This window comes from Bacillus sp. ILBB4, from assembly GCF_035064545.1.
GTDB lineage: Bacteria > Bacillota > Bacilli > Bacillales > Bacillaceae_H > Priestia.
On record NZ_JAIQVD010000002.1, the window covers coordinates 998,151 to 1,018,773 of the forward strand.

Annotated in this window: 26 protein-coding genes; 12 read left to right on the plus strand and 14 right to left on the minus strand. The window is 37.2% G+C overall.

What is annotated here, in order from left to right:
* Positions 1 to 39: 39 nt before the first annotated feature.
* Together gntK and gnd are read right to left on the minus strand one after the other, a co-directional pair.
* Entirely contained in the window at positions 40 to 1,581 is a 1,542-nt protein-coding gene (gntK, locus tag LAV82_RS11155; RefSeq protein ID WP_499716091.1) for a gluconokinase, read from the minus strand.
* A 25-nt stretch (positions 1,582 to 1,606) separates the two neighbouring features.
* Positions 1,607 to 2,506 carry a phosphogluconate dehydrogenase (NAD(+)-dependent, decarboxylating) gene (gnd, locus tag LAV82_RS11160; RefSeq protein ID WP_211078311.1) on the minus strand — a complete coding sequence of 300 codons (900 nt, stop codon included), beginning with the start codon at positions 2,504 to 2,506 and terminating at the stop codon, positions 1,607 to 1,609.
* 150 nt (positions 2,507 to 2,656) lie between these two features.
* On the opposite strand from gnd, the gene LAV82_RS11165 reads away from it, so the two are divergent.
* Together LAV82_RS11165 and LAV82_RS11170 are read left to right on the plus strand one after the other, a co-directional pair.
* Positions 2,657 to 3,502 carry a MurR/RpiR family transcriptional regulator gene (locus LAV82_RS11165; RefSeq protein WP_013055460.1) on the plus strand — a complete coding sequence of 282 codons (846 nt, stop codon included), beginning with the start codon at positions 2,657 to 2,659 and terminating at the stop codon, positions 3,500 to 3,502.
* Positions 3,503 to 3,671: 169 nt separating this feature from the next.
* A complete protein-coding gene (locus LAV82_RS11170) occupies positions 3,672 to 4,151 on the plus strand; it encodes a GNAT family N-acetyltransferase (RefSeq protein ID WP_025749861.1) in 480 nt (159 codons plus the stop codon).
* A 124-nt stretch (positions 4,152 to 4,275) separates the two neighbouring features.
* Here the strand turns inward: LAV82_RS11170 and LAV82_RS11175 are convergent, their stop codons facing one another.
* Positions 4,276 to 4,812 carry a phosphatidylglycerophosphatase A family protein gene (locus LAV82_RS11175; RefSeq protein WP_013055458.1) on the minus strand — a complete coding sequence of 179 codons (537 nt, stop codon included), beginning with the start codon at positions 4,810 to 4,812 and terminating at the stop codon, positions 4,276 to 4,278.
* Positions 4,813 to 4,985: 173 nt separating this feature from the next.
* Between LAV82_RS11175 and LAV82_RS11180 the strand changes: the two genes are divergently transcribed.
* From LAV82_RS11180 to LAV82_RS11200, 5 genes are all read left to right on the plus strand, one after another.
* Positions 4,986 to 5,372: a hypothetical protein gene (locus LAV82_RS11180; RefSeq protein ID WP_029324785.1), complete on the plus strand. Its 387-nt coding sequence runs from the start codon at positions 4,986 to 4,988 to the stop codon at positions 5,370 to 5,372.
* Between the two features lie 162 nt (positions 5,373 to 5,534).
* Complete coding sequence (locus tag LAV82_RS11185) at positions 5,535 to 6,260, plus strand: alpha/beta hydrolase (protein ID WP_211078309.1); 726 nt, start codon at positions 5,535 to 5,537, stop codon at positions 6,258 to 6,260.
* 82 nt (positions 6,261 to 6,342) lie between these two features.
* Positions 6,343 to 6,855, plus strand: a complete 513-nt coding sequence (locus tag LAV82_RS11190; RefSeq protein WP_013055455.1) for a YjcG family protein — start codon at positions 6,343 to 6,345, stop codon at positions 6,853 to 6,855.
* A gap of 5 nt (positions 6,856 to 6,860) precedes the next feature.
* On the plus strand, positions 6,861 to 7,295 hold the full coding sequence (locus LAV82_RS11195) for a GNAT family N-acetyltransferase (RefSeq protein ID WP_013055454.1): 435 nt from the start codon (positions 6,861 to 6,863) through the stop codon (positions 7,293 to 7,295).
* A gap of 89 nt (positions 7,296 to 7,384) precedes the next feature.
* Positions 7,385 to 8,062, plus strand: a complete 678-nt coding sequence (locus tag LAV82_RS11200; RefSeq protein WP_499716094.1) for a DUF421 domain-containing protein — start codon at positions 7,385 to 7,387, stop codon at positions 8,060 to 8,062.
* 76 nt (positions 8,063 to 8,138) lie between these two features.
* On the opposite strand, the gene LAV82_RS11205 is transcribed toward LAV82_RS11200, so the two are convergent.
* Positions 8,139 to 8,390, minus strand: coding sequence for a hypothetical protein (locus LAV82_RS11205; protein ID WP_211078307.1), 252 nt, complete (start codon positions 8,388 to 8,390; stop codon positions 8,139 to 8,141).
* 378 nt (positions 8,391 to 8,768) lie between these two features.
* On the opposite strand from LAV82_RS11205, the gene LAV82_RS11210 reads away from it, so the two are divergent.
* A complete protein-coding gene (locus LAV82_RS11210) occupies positions 8,769 to 11,087 on the plus strand; it encodes an ATP-dependent helicase (RefSeq protein ID WP_499716096.1) in 2,319 nt (772 codons plus the stop codon).
* 117 nt (positions 11,088 to 11,204) lie between these two features.
* Here the strand turns inward: LAV82_RS11210 and LAV82_RS11215 are convergent, their stop codons facing one another.
* The gene (locus LAV82_RS11215) at positions 11,205 to 11,378 is read right to left on the minus strand and encodes a hypothetical protein (RefSeq protein WP_155660581.1); all 174 of its coding nucleotides are present in this window, start codon (positions 11,376 to 11,378) and stop codon (positions 11,205 to 11,207) included.
* A gap of 86 nt (positions 11,379 to 11,464) precedes the next feature.
* Between LAV82_RS11215 and LAV82_RS11220 the strand changes: the two genes are divergently transcribed.
* Entirely contained in the window at positions 11,465 to 12,106 is a 642-nt protein-coding gene (locus tag LAV82_RS11220) for a M48 family metallopeptidase (RefSeq protein WP_499716097.1), read from the plus strand.
* A gap of 15 nt (positions 12,107 to 12,121) precedes the next feature.
* Positions 12,122 to 12,253, plus strand: coding sequence for a hypothetical protein (locus LAV82_RS11225; RefSeq protein WP_274609586.1), 132 nt, complete (start codon positions 12,122 to 12,124; stop codon positions 12,251 to 12,253).
* A 47-nt stretch (positions 12,254 to 12,300) separates the two neighbouring features.
* Here LAV82_RS11225 and spoVIF read toward each other — a convergent pair whose 3' ends face one another.
* The 5 genes from spoVIF to LAV82_RS11250 form a co-directional block, all read right to left on the minus strand.
* On the minus strand, positions 12,301 to 12,558 hold the full coding sequence (gene spoVIF / locus LAV82_RS11230) for a sporulation-specific transcription regulator SpoVIF (protein WP_013055449.1): 258 nt from the start codon (positions 12,556 to 12,558) through the stop codon (positions 12,301 to 12,303).
* A 133-nt stretch (positions 12,559 to 12,691) separates the two neighbouring features.
* The gene (locus tag LAV82_RS11235; RefSeq protein ID WP_013055448.1) at positions 12,692 to 12,814 is read right to left on the minus strand and encodes a YjcZ family sporulation protein; all 123 of its coding nucleotides are present in this window, start codon (positions 12,812 to 12,814) and stop codon (positions 12,692 to 12,694) included.
* Positions 12,815 to 12,901: 87 nt separating this feature from the next.
* Positions 12,902 to 13,081, minus strand: coding sequence for a hypothetical protein (locus LAV82_RS11240; protein WP_499716098.1), 180 nt, complete (start codon positions 13,079 to 13,081; stop codon positions 12,902 to 12,904).
* A gap of 61 nt (positions 13,082 to 13,142) precedes the next feature.
* Complete coding sequence (locus LAV82_RS11245) at positions 13,143 to 13,319, minus strand: vWA domain-containing protein (RefSeq protein WP_171843268.1); 177 nt, start codon at positions 13,317 to 13,319, stop codon at positions 13,143 to 13,145.
* A 67-nt stretch (positions 13,320 to 13,386) separates the two neighbouring features.
* Positions 13,387 to 13,773, minus strand: a complete 387-nt coding sequence (locus LAV82_RS11250; protein WP_211078305.1) for a hypothetical protein — start codon at positions 13,771 to 13,773, stop codon at positions 13,387 to 13,389.
* Positions 13,774 to 14,034: 261 nt separating this feature from the next.
* Between LAV82_RS11250 and LAV82_RS11255 the strand changes: the two genes are divergently transcribed.
* On the plus strand, positions 14,035 to 14,766 hold the full coding sequence (locus LAV82_RS11255; protein ID WP_098196977.1) for a BMQ_0737 family morphogenetic spore coat protein: 732 nt from the start codon (positions 14,035 to 14,037) through the stop codon (positions 14,764 to 14,766).
* A gap of 138 nt (positions 14,767 to 14,904) precedes the next feature.
* Positions 14,905 to 15,738, plus strand: coding sequence for a hypothetical protein (locus LAV82_RS11260; RefSeq protein ID WP_211078304.1), 834 nt, complete (start codon positions 14,905 to 14,907; stop codon positions 15,736 to 15,738).
* Positions 15,739 to 15,785: 47 nt separating this feature from the next.
* On the opposite strand, the gene LAV82_RS11265 is transcribed toward LAV82_RS11260, so the two are convergent.
* The 4 genes from LAV82_RS11265 to mgtE all read right to left on the minus strand — a co-directional run bounded on the left by LAV82_RS11265 (position 15,786) and on the right by mgtE (position 20,604).
* A complete protein-coding gene (locus tag LAV82_RS11265) occupies positions 15,786 to 16,121 on the minus strand; it encodes a DUF1360 domain-containing protein (RefSeq protein WP_207371893.1) in 336 nt (111 codons plus the stop codon).
* A gap of 77 nt (positions 16,122 to 16,198) precedes the next feature.
* Entirely contained in the window at positions 16,199 to 16,855 is a 657-nt protein-coding gene (locus LAV82_RS11270) for a CotO family spore coat protein (protein ID WP_499716099.1), read from the minus strand.
* Between the two features lie 354 nt (positions 16,856 to 17,209).
* Positions 17,210 to 19,069, minus strand: coding sequence for a monovalent cation:proton antiporter family protein (locus LAV82_RS11275; protein WP_499716100.1), 1,860 nt, complete (start codon positions 19,067 to 19,069; stop codon positions 17,210 to 17,212).
* Between the two features lie 158 nt (positions 19,070 to 19,227).
* Complete coding sequence (gene mgtE, locus LAV82_RS11280) at positions 19,228 to 20,604, minus strand: magnesium transporter (RefSeq protein WP_057274299.1); 1,377 nt, start codon at positions 20,602 to 20,604, stop codon at positions 19,228 to 19,230.
* Between the last annotated feature and the right edge of the window lie 19 nt (positions 20,605 to 20,623).

The following is a 20,623-nucleotide window of genomic DNA, read 5'->3' on the forward strand; positions in this document are numbered from 1 at the left end:
AAATCATCGCTTGAAAACTTCAAGCGATGATTTTTGAACTTAATGTACATATTTTTTTTGAAAAGCCGTAATGCTTTCGTATTCTTCTTTAAATAAGCGAGCCAAACGAATATAGATAGCCGTTAACTCTTTATATACTTCACTGTTTTCTTTGATTGGATAATGATGATTAGTCGCTCCAACCATATCAGAAACAACGTTTAATGAGTCAACTTCGCCAAGGCTATATAAGCCAAGGATAACTGCTCCTAGACATGAACTTTCAAAACTTTCCGGCACGGATACTTCTTGGTTAAAAATATCTGCCATCATTTGACGCCAAAGTGCGGAACGTGCAAATCCGCCCGTTGCCTGAATTTTTGTAGGCTCTCCAATTAACTCTTCAAGTGCCAATAATACCGTATACAAGTTAAAAATAACGCCTTCTAATACAGCACGAATCATATGTTCTTTTTTATGATGCAAACCTAGGCCAAAGAATGAACCTTTAGCATTTGCATCCCAAAGCGGCGCACGCTCTCCTGAAAGGTATGGGTGAAACAATAAGCCGTCCGCTCCCGGTTTCACTAAAGCTGCAATATCCGTTAATACTTCATACGGATCTTTTCCAAGGCGTTTAGCTGTTTCTACTTCCGACGCTCCAAACTGATCGCGAGCCCATCTGAAAATCATACCGCCGTTATTTACAGGGCCGCCAATTACCCAGTGGTCTTCTGTCAACGCATAACAGAAAATACGACCTTTGGGATCGACTACTGGCTTGTCAGTCACTGCTCGAATAGCTCCGCTTGTCCCGATTGTCACAGCCACAACGCCTGGTTCAATTGCATTTACGCCTAAATTTGATAATACACCGTCACTTGCACCTACAATAAAGGGCGTATTTGGAAGTAAATGCATGTCAACTGCAAGCTCTGGGTTTAACCCTTTTAACTGATGCATTGTTGAAACAGGAGTAGATAACTGATCGGTTGTAACACCTGCTACTTTAAGTGCTTCTTCATCCCACGCAAGATTTTTCAGATTAAACAAACCCGTTGCTGATGCAATCGAATAGTCGATAACATATTCGTTAAACAACTTAAAGAATACATATTCTTTAATCGAAATAAACTTATGCGTTCCCTTCACTAATTCAGGCTGTTCATTAGAAAGCCATGTTAGCTTGGAAAGCGGCGACATCGGATGAATAGGCGTACCCGTACGCAAATAAATTTCATGACCATTGTATTCATTTTTAATTTTTTCCGTCCATTCTGCACTTCTATTATCCGCCCACGTGATACATTTTGTCAGCGGTTTTCCCTGCTGATCAACGGCAATAACACTGTGCATAGCTGAGCTGAACGAAACGCATAAAATATCATCAGGTTTTACATCGCTCGTTTTTACAACCGTTTGAATTGTACGTACAACTGCTTGAAAAATTTCTTCAGGATCTTGCTCAGCCATCGCGGGCGTCGGCGAGTATAATGGATACTCAATCCCATGATTTGCAATGACTGTACCGTCTACTGAAAACAATACAGACTTTGTACTCGTTGTTCCGATATCTACACCTATTGCATATTTTTTGCTCATGCTGCTGTCCCCCTACTTTACTACTTTACTTATTTACAACACCGTGGCCGCCGAATTCGTTTCGAAGTGCTGCTACAACTTTTCCTGTAAATGTATCTTCCTCTAATGAACGATAGCGCATCATTAGCGATAAAGCAATAACAGGAGTGGCCGTTTGAAGATCAAGAGCAGTCTCTACGGTCCATTTCCCTTCTCCGGAAGACTGCATGACTCCTTTAATACTGTCTAGTTTAGGATCTTTTGAAAACGCATTTTCCGTTAGTTCCATCAACCAAGAACGAACAACAGATCCGTTATTCCAAACGCGTGCTACGGCTTCATAGTCGAAATCAAACTGACTTTTTTCCAGAACTTCAAATCCTTCAGCAATGGATTGCATCATTCCATATTCTACACCATTGTGAACCATTTTTAAAAAGTGACCGCTTCCGCTTTTACCTGCGTACATAAATCCATTTTCTACGCAAATATCATTAAAAACCGGTTCAATTGTACGGAATACTTCCGCATCTCCACCGATCATTGTACACGCTCCGTTTCTTGCGCCTTCCATTCCGCCGCTTGTCCCTACATCAAAGAAGTAAATACCTTTTTCCTGAAGATCCTGAGCACGTCGAACAGATTCTTTATAATTAGAGTTTCCTCCATCTATTATAATATCTCCTTCTGACAGAAGTTCTTTTAGTTCTGTAATAACATTTTCCGTTACTTCTCCAGCCGGAACCATAATCCATACAACTTTAGGTGAAAGAGGAAGTTCATTAACTAACTCTTCAACAGTAAAGGCCCCAGTTGCTCCTTCATTTGCAAGTTTTTCTACCGCTTCTTTATTTACATCATAAGCTACTACTTCATGATGGTTGTCCATTAAATTTAATGATAAATTATATCCCATTTTTCCTAAACCGATTAATCCAATTTTCATTTTACAAACTCCCTTTGAAAAAAAATTTCACATTACCTCCATTATACGAATTATTTTTCATTTTGCAATCGTTTACAAGAAAATTTTTTTCACTCATATTTTTGTGCTATACTCTTTTTACTACTAAATTCGTGGAAAGGAACATCAGTTATGACGCAAAATTGCTTAGGAAAAATTCGTTCTCACTATGCTAGATTCAGTGAAAAAGAGAAAAAAATAGCAAATTATATTTTAGAACAGCCGGAACAAATTATTCACAGTACCATTAACGAAGTGGCAGACGATTTAAATGTAGCTGATGCAACAGTCTTTCGCTTTTGTAAACGAATTGGCTTCAAGGGCTATCAAGCGATGAAAATAGCGCTGGCTGCTGAAATTATGACGCCTATTCAGCAGATTCACGAGGAAATTGCTGAAACGGATAATGAAAAAACGATTGCTGAAAAAATCTTTCGCTCCAATGTGCGAACGCTTGAAAATACATTACAAATACTAGAAAGCAACGCTATTGAAAAAGCCGTCAAACTTCTTATGAAGGCGGATAAAGTTCAGTTTTATGGCACGGGCGGTTCTTCCGTAGTGGCTATGGATGCTTTTCATAAATTTGTTCGAACAGGAATTAAAACGTTTGCATTTATTGATTCCCACTTCCAGCTTATGTCCGCTTCTCAATTAACAAAACAGGATGTAGCGGTAGTGATTTCTCATTCTGGAACAAATAAAGACACGATGAACATTTTAAATACAGCAAAAGCGAACGGTGCCAAAACGATCGGTATTACGGGTTTTCCAAAATCTCCATTAAGCCAAAATGTCGATGTTTCTCTTTATACGAGTTCAGAAGAAACAGAATATCGATCTGAAGCTCTTGCCTCAAGAATTGGACAGCTAAGCCTCATTGATGCTTTGTACGTTAATGTAATGATTGCGAATAAAGATGCCTCTAAACATTCGCTTGAAAAAGTACGCGATGCCATTGCTGAAACTAGAATTTAACGTTTCGCCCTTATATATTCTTCACCTATAACATCAAACAGAGCATAGAATATATGCTCTGTTTAGTGCAGTTCTTCCCTTAAAATTTTCAAGTTTTAATTCTCATTTAACATTTTTTAAGTTGCTACATATGATAAAGCACAACTTTTAAAAAGTAGGTGAAGTGTGTATGGAGATTATCTATCGCACTGCAAAACTCGATGATTATACAGAAGTAAATAAAATATTAGGGGAATCACTAGAACTCCACGCAAATGCGCTTCCTTCTATGTTTGATAATCAGATGGCTGTTTTATCTCCCGAACAATATCAAGCTACTCTTTATTATGCAACCATTGATATTCTTGTAGCTCAATATCGAAATCAAATTATTGGGGCGTCTGTTGTTGAATTAAAATATAACCCTCCCACTACATTAGCTCCTCTTTCCTACACAGCGTACATCCAATATTTTGGCGTTAAGAAAGGCTTTCAAAATTATGGCGTAGGAAAAAGTCTTTTTTCTGCTACGAAACAGTGGGCTGTACAAAAAGGAGCAAATGACCTCCAGCTTACCGTATGGGCATTTAACGAGAAAGCACGTGCTTTTTATGAAAGTCTTGGGCTGAAAAACTTAAGCTATCTTATGACTACTTCACTACAGCCATAAATCGTTCCATTAACGGAGACTAGACACGCAGGTGATACGTGCCTTGTCTCCGTTATTCAAATAAAAGACTAAATCATTCGGCGTGCTAATTTACGCAGCTTATATACATACTAAAAGAAATTTATTACGTAGCCGGATTGCCTTCTTGCAGCTGTTCTTGTTCATCACGCTGACGGTGAGCTAAACGACTTGCCGCACTAGAAGCCACACTCGCTACTAAATCATCTAAAAAGGTATTAACTCCTTTTTCTTTTTTACAGTCTAGCTTTTCAATAATGCCTACTTTTACTTTATCTAAATAGCCAAAGGTCGTAACAGCGATACTGCCATAGGTTAAAACGGCACCTAAAGCAATCGTTTCGTCAACACCAAACAACCCTTCGTCTTGTTCTACAATACTTTGAAGAGGTTCTGATAATTTATTTTGCTCAGCTAACTTATCAAGTTCGATTCCAACTAGAAGCGCATGCTGAATTTCTCTCTTTTGCAGTACTCTTTCTACGCTTTCAGCGCATTCCTGAATGGTTAGAGCTGGATGATAAGGAAGCTGTAAATCATACACAATTTCAGCAATATCTAAAACTGTTACGCCACGCTCTTCTAGCAAATCAAATGTTGCCTTTGCTACTTCTTTGCTCGTTGGGATTTTTTTCGCTGTCATGTCTCTCTCTCCTTTTCAAGTTGTTGTCTCTCTTTATATTAAATTCGATGAGAGGCGCTAAAAACCTTTTTTGTTTCATCCACCTGAATTCATAAACTCGTCACATATCTCTTTAGGCGCTCATTACATTTACTTGCTATAATAAAATTATCTAATCAGGAGGTTTGTCTACTGTGGAAGAAAAACAAAGTAAATTTAGCAGAGGCTTATTATTATTTTTCATTGGCGCAACAGCCCTTTTCTTTATCGTCTTAATCGTTCTGTTTCTCATGTCTACTTTTGGAAAAAGCGAAAAAGAAGCCGTAGCTCTTCTAGCAGGGAATCACTACGCTATCGTTAAGGAAGAGAATTCATATACTCTTTATGATCAAAAAGAAAACAAGCCTATTTTAGAAGATGTAAACGGCTATTTCGGTGCTCGCAATATCCGAAGTTATGTAAAAAATGATACAGAATTGGTTTCGATTGATGAAAAAGAAGAAGAATATACGAAGAAGCCGCTAGAAAAAGCCAGCCAAGCGGAAAAAGCTATGTTTAAAAAAATGAAAAAATTAGATTAACCAAAAGCGCTTCAGTCGATTCTGAAGCGCTTTTTTAATGACGCATGCCTCTTTCTCGTCATTCGCTAAAAAATTCGTTACAATAAAATAAAGAACGGTTATTAGAAAATGTGTTACAATAAAGGTAACGCTTTCATTCAAATGCATAGGAGTCGATTATTCATGTCAGAAAGTAAGCGGAAGTTAGAAGAAATTTCTTTTTATAGTGACGCACTGCAAGAAGATGTCACGTTACTAGTCTATTTGCCGTCAAACTATTCTACGCTCTATAAGTATTCCTTACTTATTGCCCAAGACGGAAAAGATTATGTTATGTACGGACGGACACCTCGTTTAATTGATGATTTAATGAACGAGTCGGAAATCGATCGTACTATTTTTGTTGGAATTCCATATAAAAGCGTGGAAGACAGACGTGATAAGTATCATCCAGAAGGAAATCAAGTAGATGCTTACATTCGCTTTTTAGCACATGAACTTGTGCCATTTTTGGATAAAACATATCCTACATATCAAATGGGAAAATCACGTGTTCTAATTGGTGATTCGCTTGCTGCTACAGTTTCACTGCTGACGGCCATTGCGTATCCTCACACGTTCGGGAAAGTAATTATGCATTCTCCTTTCGTGAACGATGCTGTATTACAAACGGTCAACTCATTTGCTTCTCCTTCACTTCTGGATTTGTATCATGTTATTGGAACTGAAGAAACGGCTGTCAAAACAACACAAGATGGTATATTGGATTTTATTGAGCCTAACCGCCTGTTGCACGAACAAATGAAGCAGCGTGGATATTCTGTTTTCTACGAAGAATTTAATGGAAATCATACGTGGAAATACTGGCAAAAAGACGTAAAGCGGTCGCTTCAATATATGTTGAAGTAGAAAGATATCATATTTTTTGAAAATTTGTTATAATAAGCTCGCTTTATACATATTTTATGATCTTACTTTGGAGGGATTTTTTATGAAATTTGGCGTTGTACTTTTTCCATCTAAAAAATTGCAAGATGTAGCGAATTCTTATCGAAAGCGCTATGATTCTCACTATTCATTAATTCCGCCTCATCTTACATTAAAAGAAGTCTTTGAAGCTACAGAAGACCAAATTGATGAAATTGCGGCTAACTTGCGTAAAATTGCCGAAGAAACAAATCCATTTACATTAAATGTAACGAAAGTAAGCTCATTTTCACCAGCCAATAACGTTATTTACTTAAAAGTGGAACAAAAGCCAGAACTGACGTCACTTTACAATAAACTTCATGAAGGCAATCTTGAACAGCCAACTGAATATTCATTTATTCCACATATTACAATTGGTCAACGCCTTTCAGATGATGAGCACTTAGATGTGTATAGCCAGTTGAAACTTGTGGATGTCGCTCATGAAGAAACAGTGGATCGCTTTCATTTAATGTACCAGCTTGAAAATGAAACATGGACTGTGTTTGAAACATTTCGTCTTGGAAAGGGATAAGATACGTGAACATCAAGGTACTAACGAACAAACAAGATCATTCTGATGCTTACTTCGTACGTCAAAAAGTATTTGTAGAAGAACAGCAGGTTGATGTAGAGCAAGAAATCGATGAATACGATTCTGAAGCCCTGCATTTAGTTGTATACAAAGGAACTGCACCAATTGGTGCAGGACGCTTCCGTATGGTAGAGGACTATGGAAAAGCCGAACGAATCTGCGTTCTTTCTTCTTATCGAAAAGACGGTGTAGGAAAGCTTTTGATGGATAAGTTAGAAGAGCTCGCAGCAGAGCATGAGATTGAAAAGATTAAGCTGCATGCTCAAACGCATGCGGAAGGATTTTATAAAAAGCTAGGCTACGTAACGGTTTCGGGTGAGTTTATGGATGCTGGAATTCCACATGTAGAGATGGTAAAGAAACTAAGTAAAAAACACTAGGAATTGAACCTGGTGTTTTTGCTTTTTTAAAGGATAAGAACCTTCGCTTTGCTTATACTAATACCTAATCATGTGAATTAGGTGAAAATATGGATGAACTTATCGGAATTGCACTAGAACTCTTTATCGGATTTATCTGCTTGTTTATTTTAACTAAATTTTTAGGCAGAGCGACGATAACTCAGCTTACCACTTTTGATTTTATCTCTGCTCTTGTATTAGGAGAGTTAGTAGGAAATGCGTTATATGACTCAGAAGTAGGAATAGGCAAAATTTTATTTGCTGTTATCTTTTGGGGAGCGCTTATTTATATCACCGAAGTTGTTACTCAAAAAAATATTCGCCTGCGCTTGTTTTTAGAAGGACGGCCATCTATTATTATTCGAAAAGGGAAAATTTCGTACAAAGAACTTAGCAAAAATCGATTAGATATCGATCAGCTTCTTCATATGCTTCGTTCAAAAGACATATTTTCCATTCGTGAAGTTGAATATGCGATTTTAGAAACAGATGGATCACTAAGCGTATTGCCAAAATCTGATTATGCTAAGCCAACAAGAAGCGACCTGCAGCTCCCTCCTTCTGAACCTGTTTTATCTATCGCCTTCGTCAGTGATGGACGTTTGCTTTTGAAAAACTTGATTCAGTCAGGCTTTGATGAAGACTGGCTAAAGACACAGTTGAAAAAACAGGGATTTACCGATTATAAACAGGTGCTTTATGCTGAATGGCAGCAGGGCAGTACTCTTTTTATTGAATCTTACTAAGGTGTTTTTTACTTGTTCATTAATTTGTGAAAAAATCGTGAGCGCATTTATTCTGCTGCGTTCACGATTTTTTCTATTATGCCCGTGTATTAATCACTAGGCCCTTATTTGTCAGCTTGCTGTATACACGCTCTGCTGCTTGAAGCTTTCTCCGCTTTTGTAATGAACTTGGCGTCAATTCCAGTGAGTGAGAACGCGATTCAAACTCTTCGTCAAAGCTTTTTTTCTCAATAGGCCAAATACGATTTGAAAAAGAAGCATTATTTTTTTGAAGGCGATTTGCATATTGAATAGATTGATAAGGCGTGACAGGCAGTATATATCCCATATGAACCCTCCTCTTTTTCAAGATACATTCTACTCCCAGACCTCAGTATTTTTCTCAAGAAGTATCGACATTGAAACAGGTCACTTAAACCCTCTACTTTAGACTTGTTCAAAACAGATGACGCCTTGTATCTATACCGCCTTTTTTGAACATATGCGAGGTCTTATTCAATATATACCCTTTTTTACATCCTATCCCTCTAAAAATATCCGTGCTCTTTTTAAAAAAAGGTGATTTTGATATGATAGACTTTGACTATAAAACAAAAACTGTGCGTATACACACATCTATATCGATGTAGAACGAGAGCGGCTTCTTGCTTTAACTCCCTCTTATTTACTATTGATTGTTCATGTTTTAAAAAGGAGGCCATGTTTTTTGCAACGTGCACTTTATCAAAATCAGATACTTAATCTTGCTATAACGGCTAGAGACCGATTTCAATATTTATATGAAGCTAGTCTCCGAGGAGAAATGACGTGTGCTCACTGCGGAGAACCAGTTAAATTATATCTGGGGATTGAGCATTCTCCTTACTTTTATCATGCTCAAGTTCCTCATGAAAGAGAAGAGTGTTCAGACACACTATCAGAAACAACAGCTGTACAACAAATAAAAGAAAATCCGGCTGAATACAGAAAAACTAATGGATTTCGTATTCCTAAAGGACGAGCTATTGGTGAGAAAAGTTCAACTGTAAAAGAGAAAGCGACATGGAGGTCTTCCGCACCTTTTTCAAGCGTTCCTGCTTTTCGCTTAAAACCAGCTGTTCCTAAACACTCTGACTCTCCTTATTTAAATGAATTTAAAGAGAGCGGTATTGAATTAGATTCGAACCAATGGAAAGCTGTTACACATTCAGAGGGACCGCTCCTTATTCTAGCCGGTGCAGGAAGCGGAAAAACGCGTGTATTAACAGCGCGCACCGCATATATGATACAGGAAAAACAAATTGATCCAAAATCCATTATGCTGGTGACTTTCACGGCTAAATCAGCTAAAGAAATGAAAGAACGATTGGCTACATACCCAAAGATGTCCGGCTTACATCTTCGTCAAATGCTAGTTGGAACTTTTCACAGCATTTTCTTACGTATGATTGTTCATCATAATCCTCAAGCGTGGCAAATGGACCGCCTGCTAAAATGGGAGTGGCAAAAAGAACAGATCGTGAAAGAAGCAGCAAGAGAGCTCCACGTGGATGAAAAAGATTTTCCATTTGATCAGGCACTTCAGCAAATCGGCTATTGGAAAAATACGCTTGTTGGCGTGAAAGATGTGCGCCCAAAAGACAAGTGGGAACAAGATGTGCACTTTTTATATCGTCGCTATGAAGAAGTCAAAAAGCAAAAACAGCTATTCGATTTTGATGACATGCTGTATGGATGTTATGAAATGCTAAAACAAAATCCCGATTTACTAACTCGTTATCAAAAAAGGTTTCGCTATTTTTTAATTGACGAATTTCAAGATATCAATAAAGTTCAATATAAAATTATGAAAATGCTAAGTGAAGACTCTAAAAACTTATGTGTCGTAGGAGATGATGATCAATCAATTTACGCTTTCCGCGGAAGCGACCCTTCGTTCATTTTAAATTTCGAAAAAGATTTTGCTAATACAACTGTTATTACGTTAAACCAAAATTATCGTTCAGCTCACGCCATCGTTTCTTCCGCTAATAAAGTCATTGCACGAAATACAGCGCGCCGACAAAAAGAAATGGCTGCCCAGTTTGATAATGAGTTGCGACCTACCTTCTTCTTTCCATATGACGAGGAAGAAGAAGCAACAATGATTGTAACGGATATGAAAGAAAAGATTAAGCAAGGAGCTTCTCCAACTGACTTCGCGGTCTTGTACCGAACTCACGCTTCTTCACGCGCCATCTTTGAACGTTTATCGCAGTCAAACCTGCCATTTTCAATCGAACAAGATGCGGATTCGTTTTATAAAAGACGAATGGTTCGAAGTTTACTTTCATTTCTACGTTTGAGCGTGAATCCAAATGACGCAAGTTCGCTGCAAGATTTAGTAAACGCACTCTTTTTAAAGAAAACAGCAGTCAACGACTTAAAAGCAGCAAGTATTCTTCATGATGGTACATTTATTGATGCGCTTGAATATCTTCAAGATTTAAAACCATTTCAGCAAAAAAAGCTCAAGAAAGTAATTCCTTTATTCAAGTCGCTAAAATCACTGTCTCCTTCTTTGGCACTTGAGACGATTTCTAAAGATATGGGATTCGATGATTTTGTCAAAAAACGCGGAAATGAAGGAAATATGATGGAAAAAGGTTCGGATGACGTGCGGGATTTAAAAGTTGTAGCACGTAAATTCAAAACCGTACCTGAACTGTTAGAGCATGTGGATCATATGATTGCCATGAACACAGAGATGAAAGCTTTAAGCAAGCAATTCAATGAAAGTATTCAGCTAACCACTATTCACCGAGCAAAGGGTCTTGAATATAAGCATGTATACGTACTGAGCAGCGTAGACGGAGGATTGCCTCATGATTATGCACTCGAAGCTTATCGAGGCGGAGATGATGTGCCGCTTCAAGAAGAACGCCGTCTTTTATATGTAGCAATGACGCGTGCACAGAATTCACTTTATTTATCTGTTCCGCAAACTAGAAGAGGTAAAACCGCTTATCCTTCAAGGTTCCTAAAGTCTTTTATAAAAAAAGTATAAAGGAAAAAGAGGCTGGGACAAAAGTATTTTAGTTAAATTGAAGTACGAACTGTTAATCAGAATTATTGATTAACGGTTCGTATTTTTTATTGTCATATAAATGTAGATTTAATATGTTTAGTTGCTTCTAGCTGTTGATTGGAGGGTGAGGCGAAGACTCCAGCGGAAAGCAAAGCCTTGCACGGAAATCAACAGCGGTGTAACAAATGATCCATACAAGCTCATGTATCCAATTGGCTCGTCTTTAAATTGGATTGATTTCGTTACGTCTAAACTTCTATTATTAACCAAATATTCCACCAAGAGGTAGATATTCATAAATAGATGCGTTACACTACGTTATGTACTGTACTACTATATTTTAGGGGGCTCCATTATTGAACACAAAGCTTATTCATGAAAATGAAAAGATTTTTTTCATTCTGTGTATGGTTATCAGCTTATTAACCTATTTCTTTTTAATCATTTCACTCATTGGTATTATCTACCTTGTAATTGGTTTTTTAATTACATTTATACTCCACGGCTTCTCTATTGCTCAAATTCGCAATAATGGGGTTAGATTGACAGAAAAGCAGTTCCCGCACACTTATCATCAGGCAAAACAGTTATCTTCAGAGCTGGATTTGGAGCTGCCTGATATTTATATTGTTCAATCAGGCGGCTTGTTAAACGCGTTTGCTACACGTTTTTTTGAACGACACTTTGTCGTTTTATACTCGGACATTGTTGAAATGATTGAAGATAATCAAGAAAAAGAACTTTCTTTTATTATTGCCCACGAATTAGTTCATATCAAACGTAAGCATACACTCTACCACTCACTTATTCTACCTGCTCTTTGGGTTCCTTTTTTAGGAAAAGCTTACTCTAGGGCCTGTGAATATACGTGTGATCGCATAGCTACCGTTGCGATTGGTGATGCAAAAGCTGCCACTCAAGCACTCACTATACTTGCGGTTGGTCATTGTCTAAATAAAAAAGTAAATCAGGAGGAATTTGTTCATACGCACTCATAAGAAAAAGGTTTTTTTATGTGGTTGAATCAAGCTACTTCAACTCACCCCCCTATCGCTCATCGTATTAAAGAAATTAATTACTTAGCACAGCATCCGGAACTGTTTGATCTTGATTCTAACGCGTTTCAAACAAATGAAATTGCATAAATGGAAAAAAGCCCTGACGTGTCAGGGCTTTATATAAAAACATTAAATTATTTTTTCTCATTTAGCATTTTAGCGATGGTCGCAAAATCAATGGATTGATTATTGTTTGCAATCGCCTTAACAATTTGTTCTTCCTTTTGTTTTGAAATTGGCTTATTCGCAATTTGTGCTACTCGCTTCACAATATTACGCACCGTTTGCTCATCTTTAAAATTAGCATTTTGTACAGAATTCGCAAGTTCAAAAATATCCTTCATATTAACGCCTGTTTTCTTTTCTATATTTTTAAACATATTATTATCCATTTTGCATGACCTCCTTTATTTATACTTCATCGTATGCACCATGTGCCTAGATGGTGCCCTTTACATTTAATAAAAAAATAAAGTGCGAGTAAAGCTTCACCCGCATTTTTCGGTGCCTTATTCATAGAAGGGATTAATTGTAAAAACAAACACAACCAACAATAATTAATAGAATGAATAATACAACGATTAACGCAAAACCACCGCCGTAGCCACCACCGTAACCACAACCACCGTAGCCAAATCCGCAGCCCATAATATTACACCCCCTCTGTTTTACTCTCTATACTGTATGTTCACTCATATGATTTTGTATGGGCTTTTCAACTGTGTACATTAAATTTCATTGTCCTAACGGATCTTCAGCATCTTGCTCATCAATTCTTTTTACATTTTGCTGCAGTTTCCTCTCTTGCTGTTCCATCTGCTTTTCTGCTTTTTCTACTTCATTCATTCTCTTTCGATGTTCTCCCATCATATGCTGTTCAAAAAAACGTTCAAATTCATCGAAAAAATCCGGCATCTCTACACCTCTCTCCACTCTATGTAAAAAAGCATTGTCCGAGTGACAATGCTTCTATTGCTTATCGCTTTGGTAACTTTGAACCACAGCCGCAACCACCTTGTTTTGGAGAAGGGTACTGGACTGGCTTAGGAATAGACTGCCCTTTCTTTACTGATTGTTTTGTCATTGGTTGTGGATGATAAGGCAGGGGCTGAGGGTATTGATTAGGATTAGGATTATAATTATAATACATCATGTTTCCCTCCTTTTTACAGCATCCTATCTATAACATTATATTCAGGACTAAAGAAAGACGTTCTCTCTTATTTGTCCATTTTACGCTGCATGGACAAAAATAAATCGGTGCTGCTTTTTGGTTTCCTTGCTCTTGGTGCTTCCACCCTTTCTTGCTCTGTCACTTCTCCCAGCCTACTCTCTAGCTCCTGAATCGTTTCTCGTGCATGATCATCATACTGCACAATAGACTGTTCATTTTTTAATTTTTGTTCATTGACACATGCCTTAAGCCAATCTATTTTTTCTTGCAGCTTTCTTTTTTCTTGTTCATGCTTTTCCTTTAATTCAGCTAACTCTTCTTTCATATCTTCATATTCAAATTCTTGGTGCTTGAACTTTTGATATTCTTCCTTATAAAAAGCCAGCTCTGACTTTAATGAAGAGATCTTTTGTTTCACTTTTTCCTCACTCATACTGCTCACTCCTTCATTATAAACAATGCACAAACCTCTGAAAATCAATTAAAGATGAATAACACTTTTTACTAACATGAATATGCTGTAATTGAGTTTATTATTTCCTTCATTTTTTATGCTCGCTTCATCCAGAAATTATTGCTATAAATTCCGCTTTTACTAAGGAACATAAAAGTAAGTCATTCATACACTATAGTAGTCCGATACCTAGTAACGAACAGCGTAAAGGAAGGACAATTACAATTAGGAGGTTTAAAAATGGGAGAACATTTTGAAGCATTGTGTATCCGCGTACCTAAAGTGTACGATTGGGTCAGACGTCAAGTGGTTTTGCCACAAATCTTTACTAATGACGCTTCACTATTTGATGAAGAGGCGCTTGAAGATTTAGGCCATGATGTAGAAGTAGAAGTTATTTTAACTGATAGTAAAGGACACTCGGTAGACGTTTCTGATGAAGAGGCGCTCGATCATGTAATTGAGCTTGTACCACAAGGTGGTCGCAAACCTAAGAAGGTCATTTTACCAGACGGAGAAATTGTTATTCTTCATGAAGTAAAATTATCAATTAGCGGTTTTTATAAAATTAGGTTAATTAATTTAGGTGGACATCATAAATACAGCGATGTCGAATCTAGCGTTATTCCTTGGAAAATACATCAAACATTCTATCTTTGCGCACCTGAAGGAACAGAACCTGTTGTACACCTTGATTCTTTTGAAGGAACTGATGGTTCTATTAGATTATCAGACATTCACTTACAGCAGCTAAGCTTCGATCTTGTGTTAGGTCTAAGTGTGCAAATTGAAAAAGATGTTAAGATTGAAGTAGAAGGAAGCTTCTGTTATCCTCGCCCCGAAGTTATTTCTACAAGCGGTTTCTCACCGATTGAATATCCACCTCAGTGTGAAGCTATCTTCCCTGGAAGACCTTATCGTGATTCTGATGAAAGTGACTTCGAAAGTGATTTTGAAAGTGACTTTGATTAACTGGATAACCTCAGAGGAGAATATTTCTCCTCTTTTTTCATCGTTTACAAGCTTTGTGCATACATATAAATAAAACTGCTGTGAGCGGCTCTGTTTTACAAAGCTGGTTCATAGCTCAGCAGGAAAGGAGACTAGTAGATGAGTCGTAACTCCCCTTCTCCTAAAGATGATTTAACTCAATTAAAACAAAAGCTCATTCACTATAAATCGGAAATTCGGCACGTACAAAACCAATTAAAAAGCTATGAACGAGCTTTAGAGCGAGAAAAAGAAAATACATCATTTTGGAAGAAAAAACACGCTGAGACGCTTTCTACATCTGAAAAAGAAGTAGAAATTGAAGGGTTAGAAAGAGAGCTGGATTTACTGAGAAACGAGCTTTCCGAACAAAAAATTATTGCCGAAGCATTTCGAGAGAAGGCATCAAGAAAACAGCCGGTTATTGAAGAAAAGATCGTGGAAAAAATAATCGAAAAAGTTGTAGAAAAGCCCGTAGAAAGGTTTGAAAAGAGTGATATTCTCTGTTTTTTTCAACATTCTATACTGCTGCCAGAACAAAGTGAAAGAGAGCTGATGATATTCGGCAACGTAATTATTCAAAATCAAACGAGCAGTACTTTACACTCTCCCGTGCTTTGCTTAAAGATGAAACCCGTCGCTTCGTCCACATTAAGCGGGAAGATTGTTGATGAGAAAAGCATTGAGGCTTCTAGTATTCCATCTTCTTCTTTAGAATGGCGCTACGCTCATCCAAAATGGAACGAAAAAATTCAAAATGACGGTGAGCATTGGATCAAACCTATTAAGCAAACATTATTAAAGCCAAAGGACAAATTACTATTTGACTCTTTCCAAGTAGTTATTCCTCTATCCTCTGATACGACCTCATTTATTCTCGAAGGCTTTTTCTATAGTGAAGAGTGGCAAGAAGGCATTCCTTTTTTAAATAAAGTCGTGCTAAATTTCCCTTAATTATTAAAAGACATATTGATGTTCAATATGTCTTTTAACTCGTCCATTTATTTCATAAAAGTTTCTATAATTCCCGCACATCCCGCAATAGCTAAGATCGTAATGACAGGAATAGCAATGTGCGGAACAGCTACATAACTAAAATAAATTCCTACTGCACACCATATGCCCGTACACCAAAAACAGCTGAGCAGCTCTCCAATCCATCTCTGCAATCCTTTACCTTTTATCTCTAAATATGTTATCCTATTTCCTTCTTCATCTTGATCTTCTACAATTTTGTGAAACGGTTTACGAATAAAAGCCGTAATTTTATCAAAAACGATTAGGCGAGTGAGCCGAAACGTCGCAAAGACAAATAACGTTAGATAAATCCATGTCATCTTCATTCCTCCGTGCATTCCCAAGCTTATGAAAATAAAAGCTAACGTGCTTTTTCACTGTTAGCTTTTAGGCTTACTTAAATTTTAATGATAGATATGGTCTGGATATCATTAAATGTCAACACTTTCTTCTCTCTATTAGGAGGGATGCTTACGTACAAACTTCCTTCTTTGAGTTCTAAAATTGTTCCTATATATTTTTGATTTTGACACACAATTTCACAAATAGGTTGAGACATATGAGCTGGAAAACTGCATAGAAACTCAATTTTCTCTTTGATCGTCATAGACTGAAACATCTTATTTGGCTTTTTAGTCTCTGATTGCGGTATATTCACAGGAACAATTGAATGTTCTACACCTTTTTCCTGCTTAATTTCCTTTTTAATTCCTATATCTTTTTCCTGCTTAATTTCCTTCTTAATTTCTATATCTTTTTCCTGCTTAATTTCCTTCTTAATTCCTATATCTTTTTCCTGCTTAATTTCTTTCTTAATTTCTATATCTTCTTCCTGCTTAATTTCTTCCACTTTTTCTACCTCAGGCTCGTTAACTTCTTGAATAGAAGAAAAGCTGGGCTCTTCTTTTAATACATGCTCTTTCTCTATTCCTTTATTGTCTTGCTCTTTTGAACTAAAATAATATTGCATAGAACGCTGATTTTGCGTAGCGTTTGGCTGGACAATGTACATTAGCGGCTCGTTTTCTTCTGACTTAGATTTTGAGTTAGTCATGAAGCATACCTCCAATTGCTTGTTATCGTTCTTTTAAAAATGTATGCTTGAACACGGAAAAACTTGTTTATTTTTTTGCGGTAGCCTTTTTAACACCAAAAGCAGCGCTGTACTTTTATTTCCAGCATTTGAGAAAACACAATAAAAGAGGTTGAGACATAACGAAATTAATTCAATCTAAAGACGCACAAATGGGACACATGAGCTGAACGGCTTGTCACACCGCAACAAAAAAACGAACCACTAATCAAAAATTTTGATCAGTGGTTCGTTTTTTACTTGAGCTAAAATACTTTTGTCCCAGCCTCTTCCCCTCACTCAATAAGGTAGAAACCTACATCTATCTAGATACCTTTATCTAATTTTATACTCAAGAAGCATACGCAATTCATTCACATACGAACGAGACCCCGTTACAATCAAACGATCATCAAATTCAAGCTCTGTATCGCCATGAGGTACAATGGAATCTTTGCCTCTAAAGATTCGAACAAAAATCACATCTCCTGTAAATGGGAACTTACGAAGCTCTACCCCCTCGTATTTAGGGTTACGCATATTAATTTGATAAAGTGCTGTTTCTTGATTCGTTAAGATATTTAAAATATTTGGCGATTCGATTAAAGCTTTTAGCAATGCAGTCGTAGATAACAGCACAGAAAAAACTTCAATGTTATTTTCTTTCATCTTTTCATCTAATACAGGACTTTCTACGCGGGCAATAACCCGTTCTGTACCATATTCTTTTGCAAATAGAGCAATGTCGCTATTTCTTTCTTCTTCCCCTGTTGTTACAACTAATACATCCGCATCTAAAATCCCCATACGTATTAAAGTTTCCTTACTATATCCATCGATGTCGACGATATTAAAAATGGAATCCGACGTACGGTTTTCAATTTTGTCCTGAGTAGGATGATAAATCGTAACATCATATAAATCAGGATCCATTTCTCGAATAACCGGGAGTGTAAATTGATTTGCACCGAGCATATTAACCTTCAGCTTTCTGTCACTGATTTCTGGCTTTGGAAACAGCTTTCTAAAGATAATAGGTGTAATAATACATGTAATAATCGCCACCAAAATCAGCGCACCGGACATTTGTGAATCAATAACACCAATATTTTCACCAACCGTTGCTGCCGCAATAACGAGTGATAAAGTCGATGTTAAAAGAAAACCCGATGCCAAAACGGTTTTCATATCATACCATTTTCTTAAGATTAACGCTGGGACTAGCTTTGATATCAACAGTGCAATGAATAATAAAGGCATTAATATCAGCACTTTTTTATCACTGAACAATGACCAAACGTCAAGCTTCACTCCTACCATCACGAAAAAGATAGGAATTAAAAATCCGTAGCCAAACGAATCTAATTTATGAACTAAGTTTTTGTTAGGCGCAAGAAGAGAAACGAGTGATCCCGCTAAAAAAGCGCCTAAAATGTTTTCAACACCAATTGACTCCGAAAGACCCACCAGAATAATAATGAGTGCAAATACCGCGCGCGTGTCGATTTGAATTGTACCTTTAGACATTGTCTCAAGAAACGATCGGTTTTTAAACTGCTTCCCTATGAAGTATAAAATCACTCCTACTCCAAATAAGATTAAAATCAACCATGTATTGCTATTTCCTGATTTATCATAGACGGAAGCAAATACGGCTAGTAAAATCATCGTGACTAAGTCCGCAATAACCGCAATCAATAAAATGGTTTGTCCAATCGGCTTTTTCATAATCTGTGCATCTTTTAATGTCGGCACTACTACTCCTAGTGAAATGGTAGAAATAATAAGCGTCATCAAAAAGGCGTTATCAATAAAACCTGTCCATACAAAAACATAGGACAAAAATAGTGAAACCGCAAAGATAGCTGCAAACACTAGTATAGAAATGGAAAAAGCATTTGGCACCTTCGCTCCTGATACCTTTTTGTCTTTTGAATTTCCTCCAGCAAAAGCAGAAAAATCAATTTCTAAACCACTTAAAAACATCAAAAAGATAAAGCCTAGAGTGGAAAGTGTTTCAAGCCACATATCCTGCTCCACAAGGTCAAAACCACTTTTCCCTATAATTAATCCCATAATAATTTCAGCTACGACTACAGGTATAATGTTGAGTTTAAACCGATGCAACAGTATAGGCGTTAAAAAGGCCAAACTAATGACGATAACAAGTGATGTAAAGGACGCGTGCTGTTCCATTAGATTCCCCTCCTTTTACCTTCGCTATTTATAAAACGAAGACGTTAGTATTCAAAATTAAAGGTTAATCATAAAAGCTTGAAGGTTCTCTGTCAACTATATGAACTGATAATGAAAATCCGACATGATTACTCATGTCGAATTCTAAAGTCCTTTCATTATTTTAAATAACTCATAAATGTTGTCGCTAGACCGAAGTAAATTAAAATACTGATAAGATCATTGATCGTTGTAATAAATGGTCCTGATGCGACTGCAGGGTCAATTTTGAACCTGTGCATGAGAAGCGGGATAAACGCTCCTGCTAGTGTAGCCACAATCAATGTTGAAAATACAGAGACGCCTACCAAAGCGCCTAAAATAAGATCTCCTTGCCAAATATAAACAATTAATACAACTAAAAGTCCGCATGATGCGCCCGTAATCATTCCGGTAGCTGCTTCTCGGATTAACAGCTTAAATTTGCTTTCTTCTTCGATTTCTCCCGTCGCCAGTCCGCGAACCGCAACGGCTAGTGCCTGTGTTCCTGTATTACCAGCCATACCGCCAATCAAAGGTATAAATACAGCTAAAATAGCTACTTGATTCAACGTATCTTCAAAACGTCCAATTAAACTCGCTGTCATCATTCCTAAAAACAGCAAAATGATAAGCCAAGGCAGCCTCTTTTTGGCCGCTACTAAAGGATTGTGGTCAATCGTATCATCTACATCACTAATACCCGCTAATTTAGAATAGTCATCCGATGCCTCTTCATCAAGAACGTCCATCACATCATCAACCGTAATGATCCCGAGAAGATGCTGCTGAAAATCAACAACTGGAAGCGCAAGAAAGTTGTAATCGCGCATAATACGCGCAACTTCTTCTTGGTCTTCTGCTACTGACACAGATACGACTCGTTCATTCATAACTTCGCTTATCATCGTATCTTCATCTGCTATAATTAAATCACGAAGAGAAATAACACCTGCTAGATGCTTTTGTTCATCAATAACAAATACATAGTAAATCGTTTCCGCTTCTGGAGCTTCCCTGCGTAGAATGTGCATGGCTGAATGTACGGTTTGATTTTCACGAATGGACACAAACTCAGTCGTCATAATACTTCCAGCGGTATATTCCTCGTAATGAAGCAACTCTTTAATTTCATCGGCTGCTTCTTCATCCATAATCGTTAAATAGCTCGCCACTTGTTCTTTATCCAATTCATTTAATACGTCAACGGCATCATCCGCCGACATTTCCGACAGCATGTCTGCTGCAAAATTGGGATGCATCTCTGAGAGAATTTCTTGATAATCTTCTTCTCGTATCTCTACATTTTCAAAGATATCCGCCATTTCTTCCGGAGATAACATCTCGTACAGCGCAAATCTAGAACGCTCATCTAATTCTTCAAAAAATTGAGCTTGGTCATACGTATGCATATGTAAAAATTCTTCACGAAATGCATCGATTTCATTTTTTTCTAAAAGTGATAATAAATGTTCGGCGAACCATGCCTTTTCTTCTTTTTCAATTGAATCTGTCATGTCTTCAACCTCCCTGTCG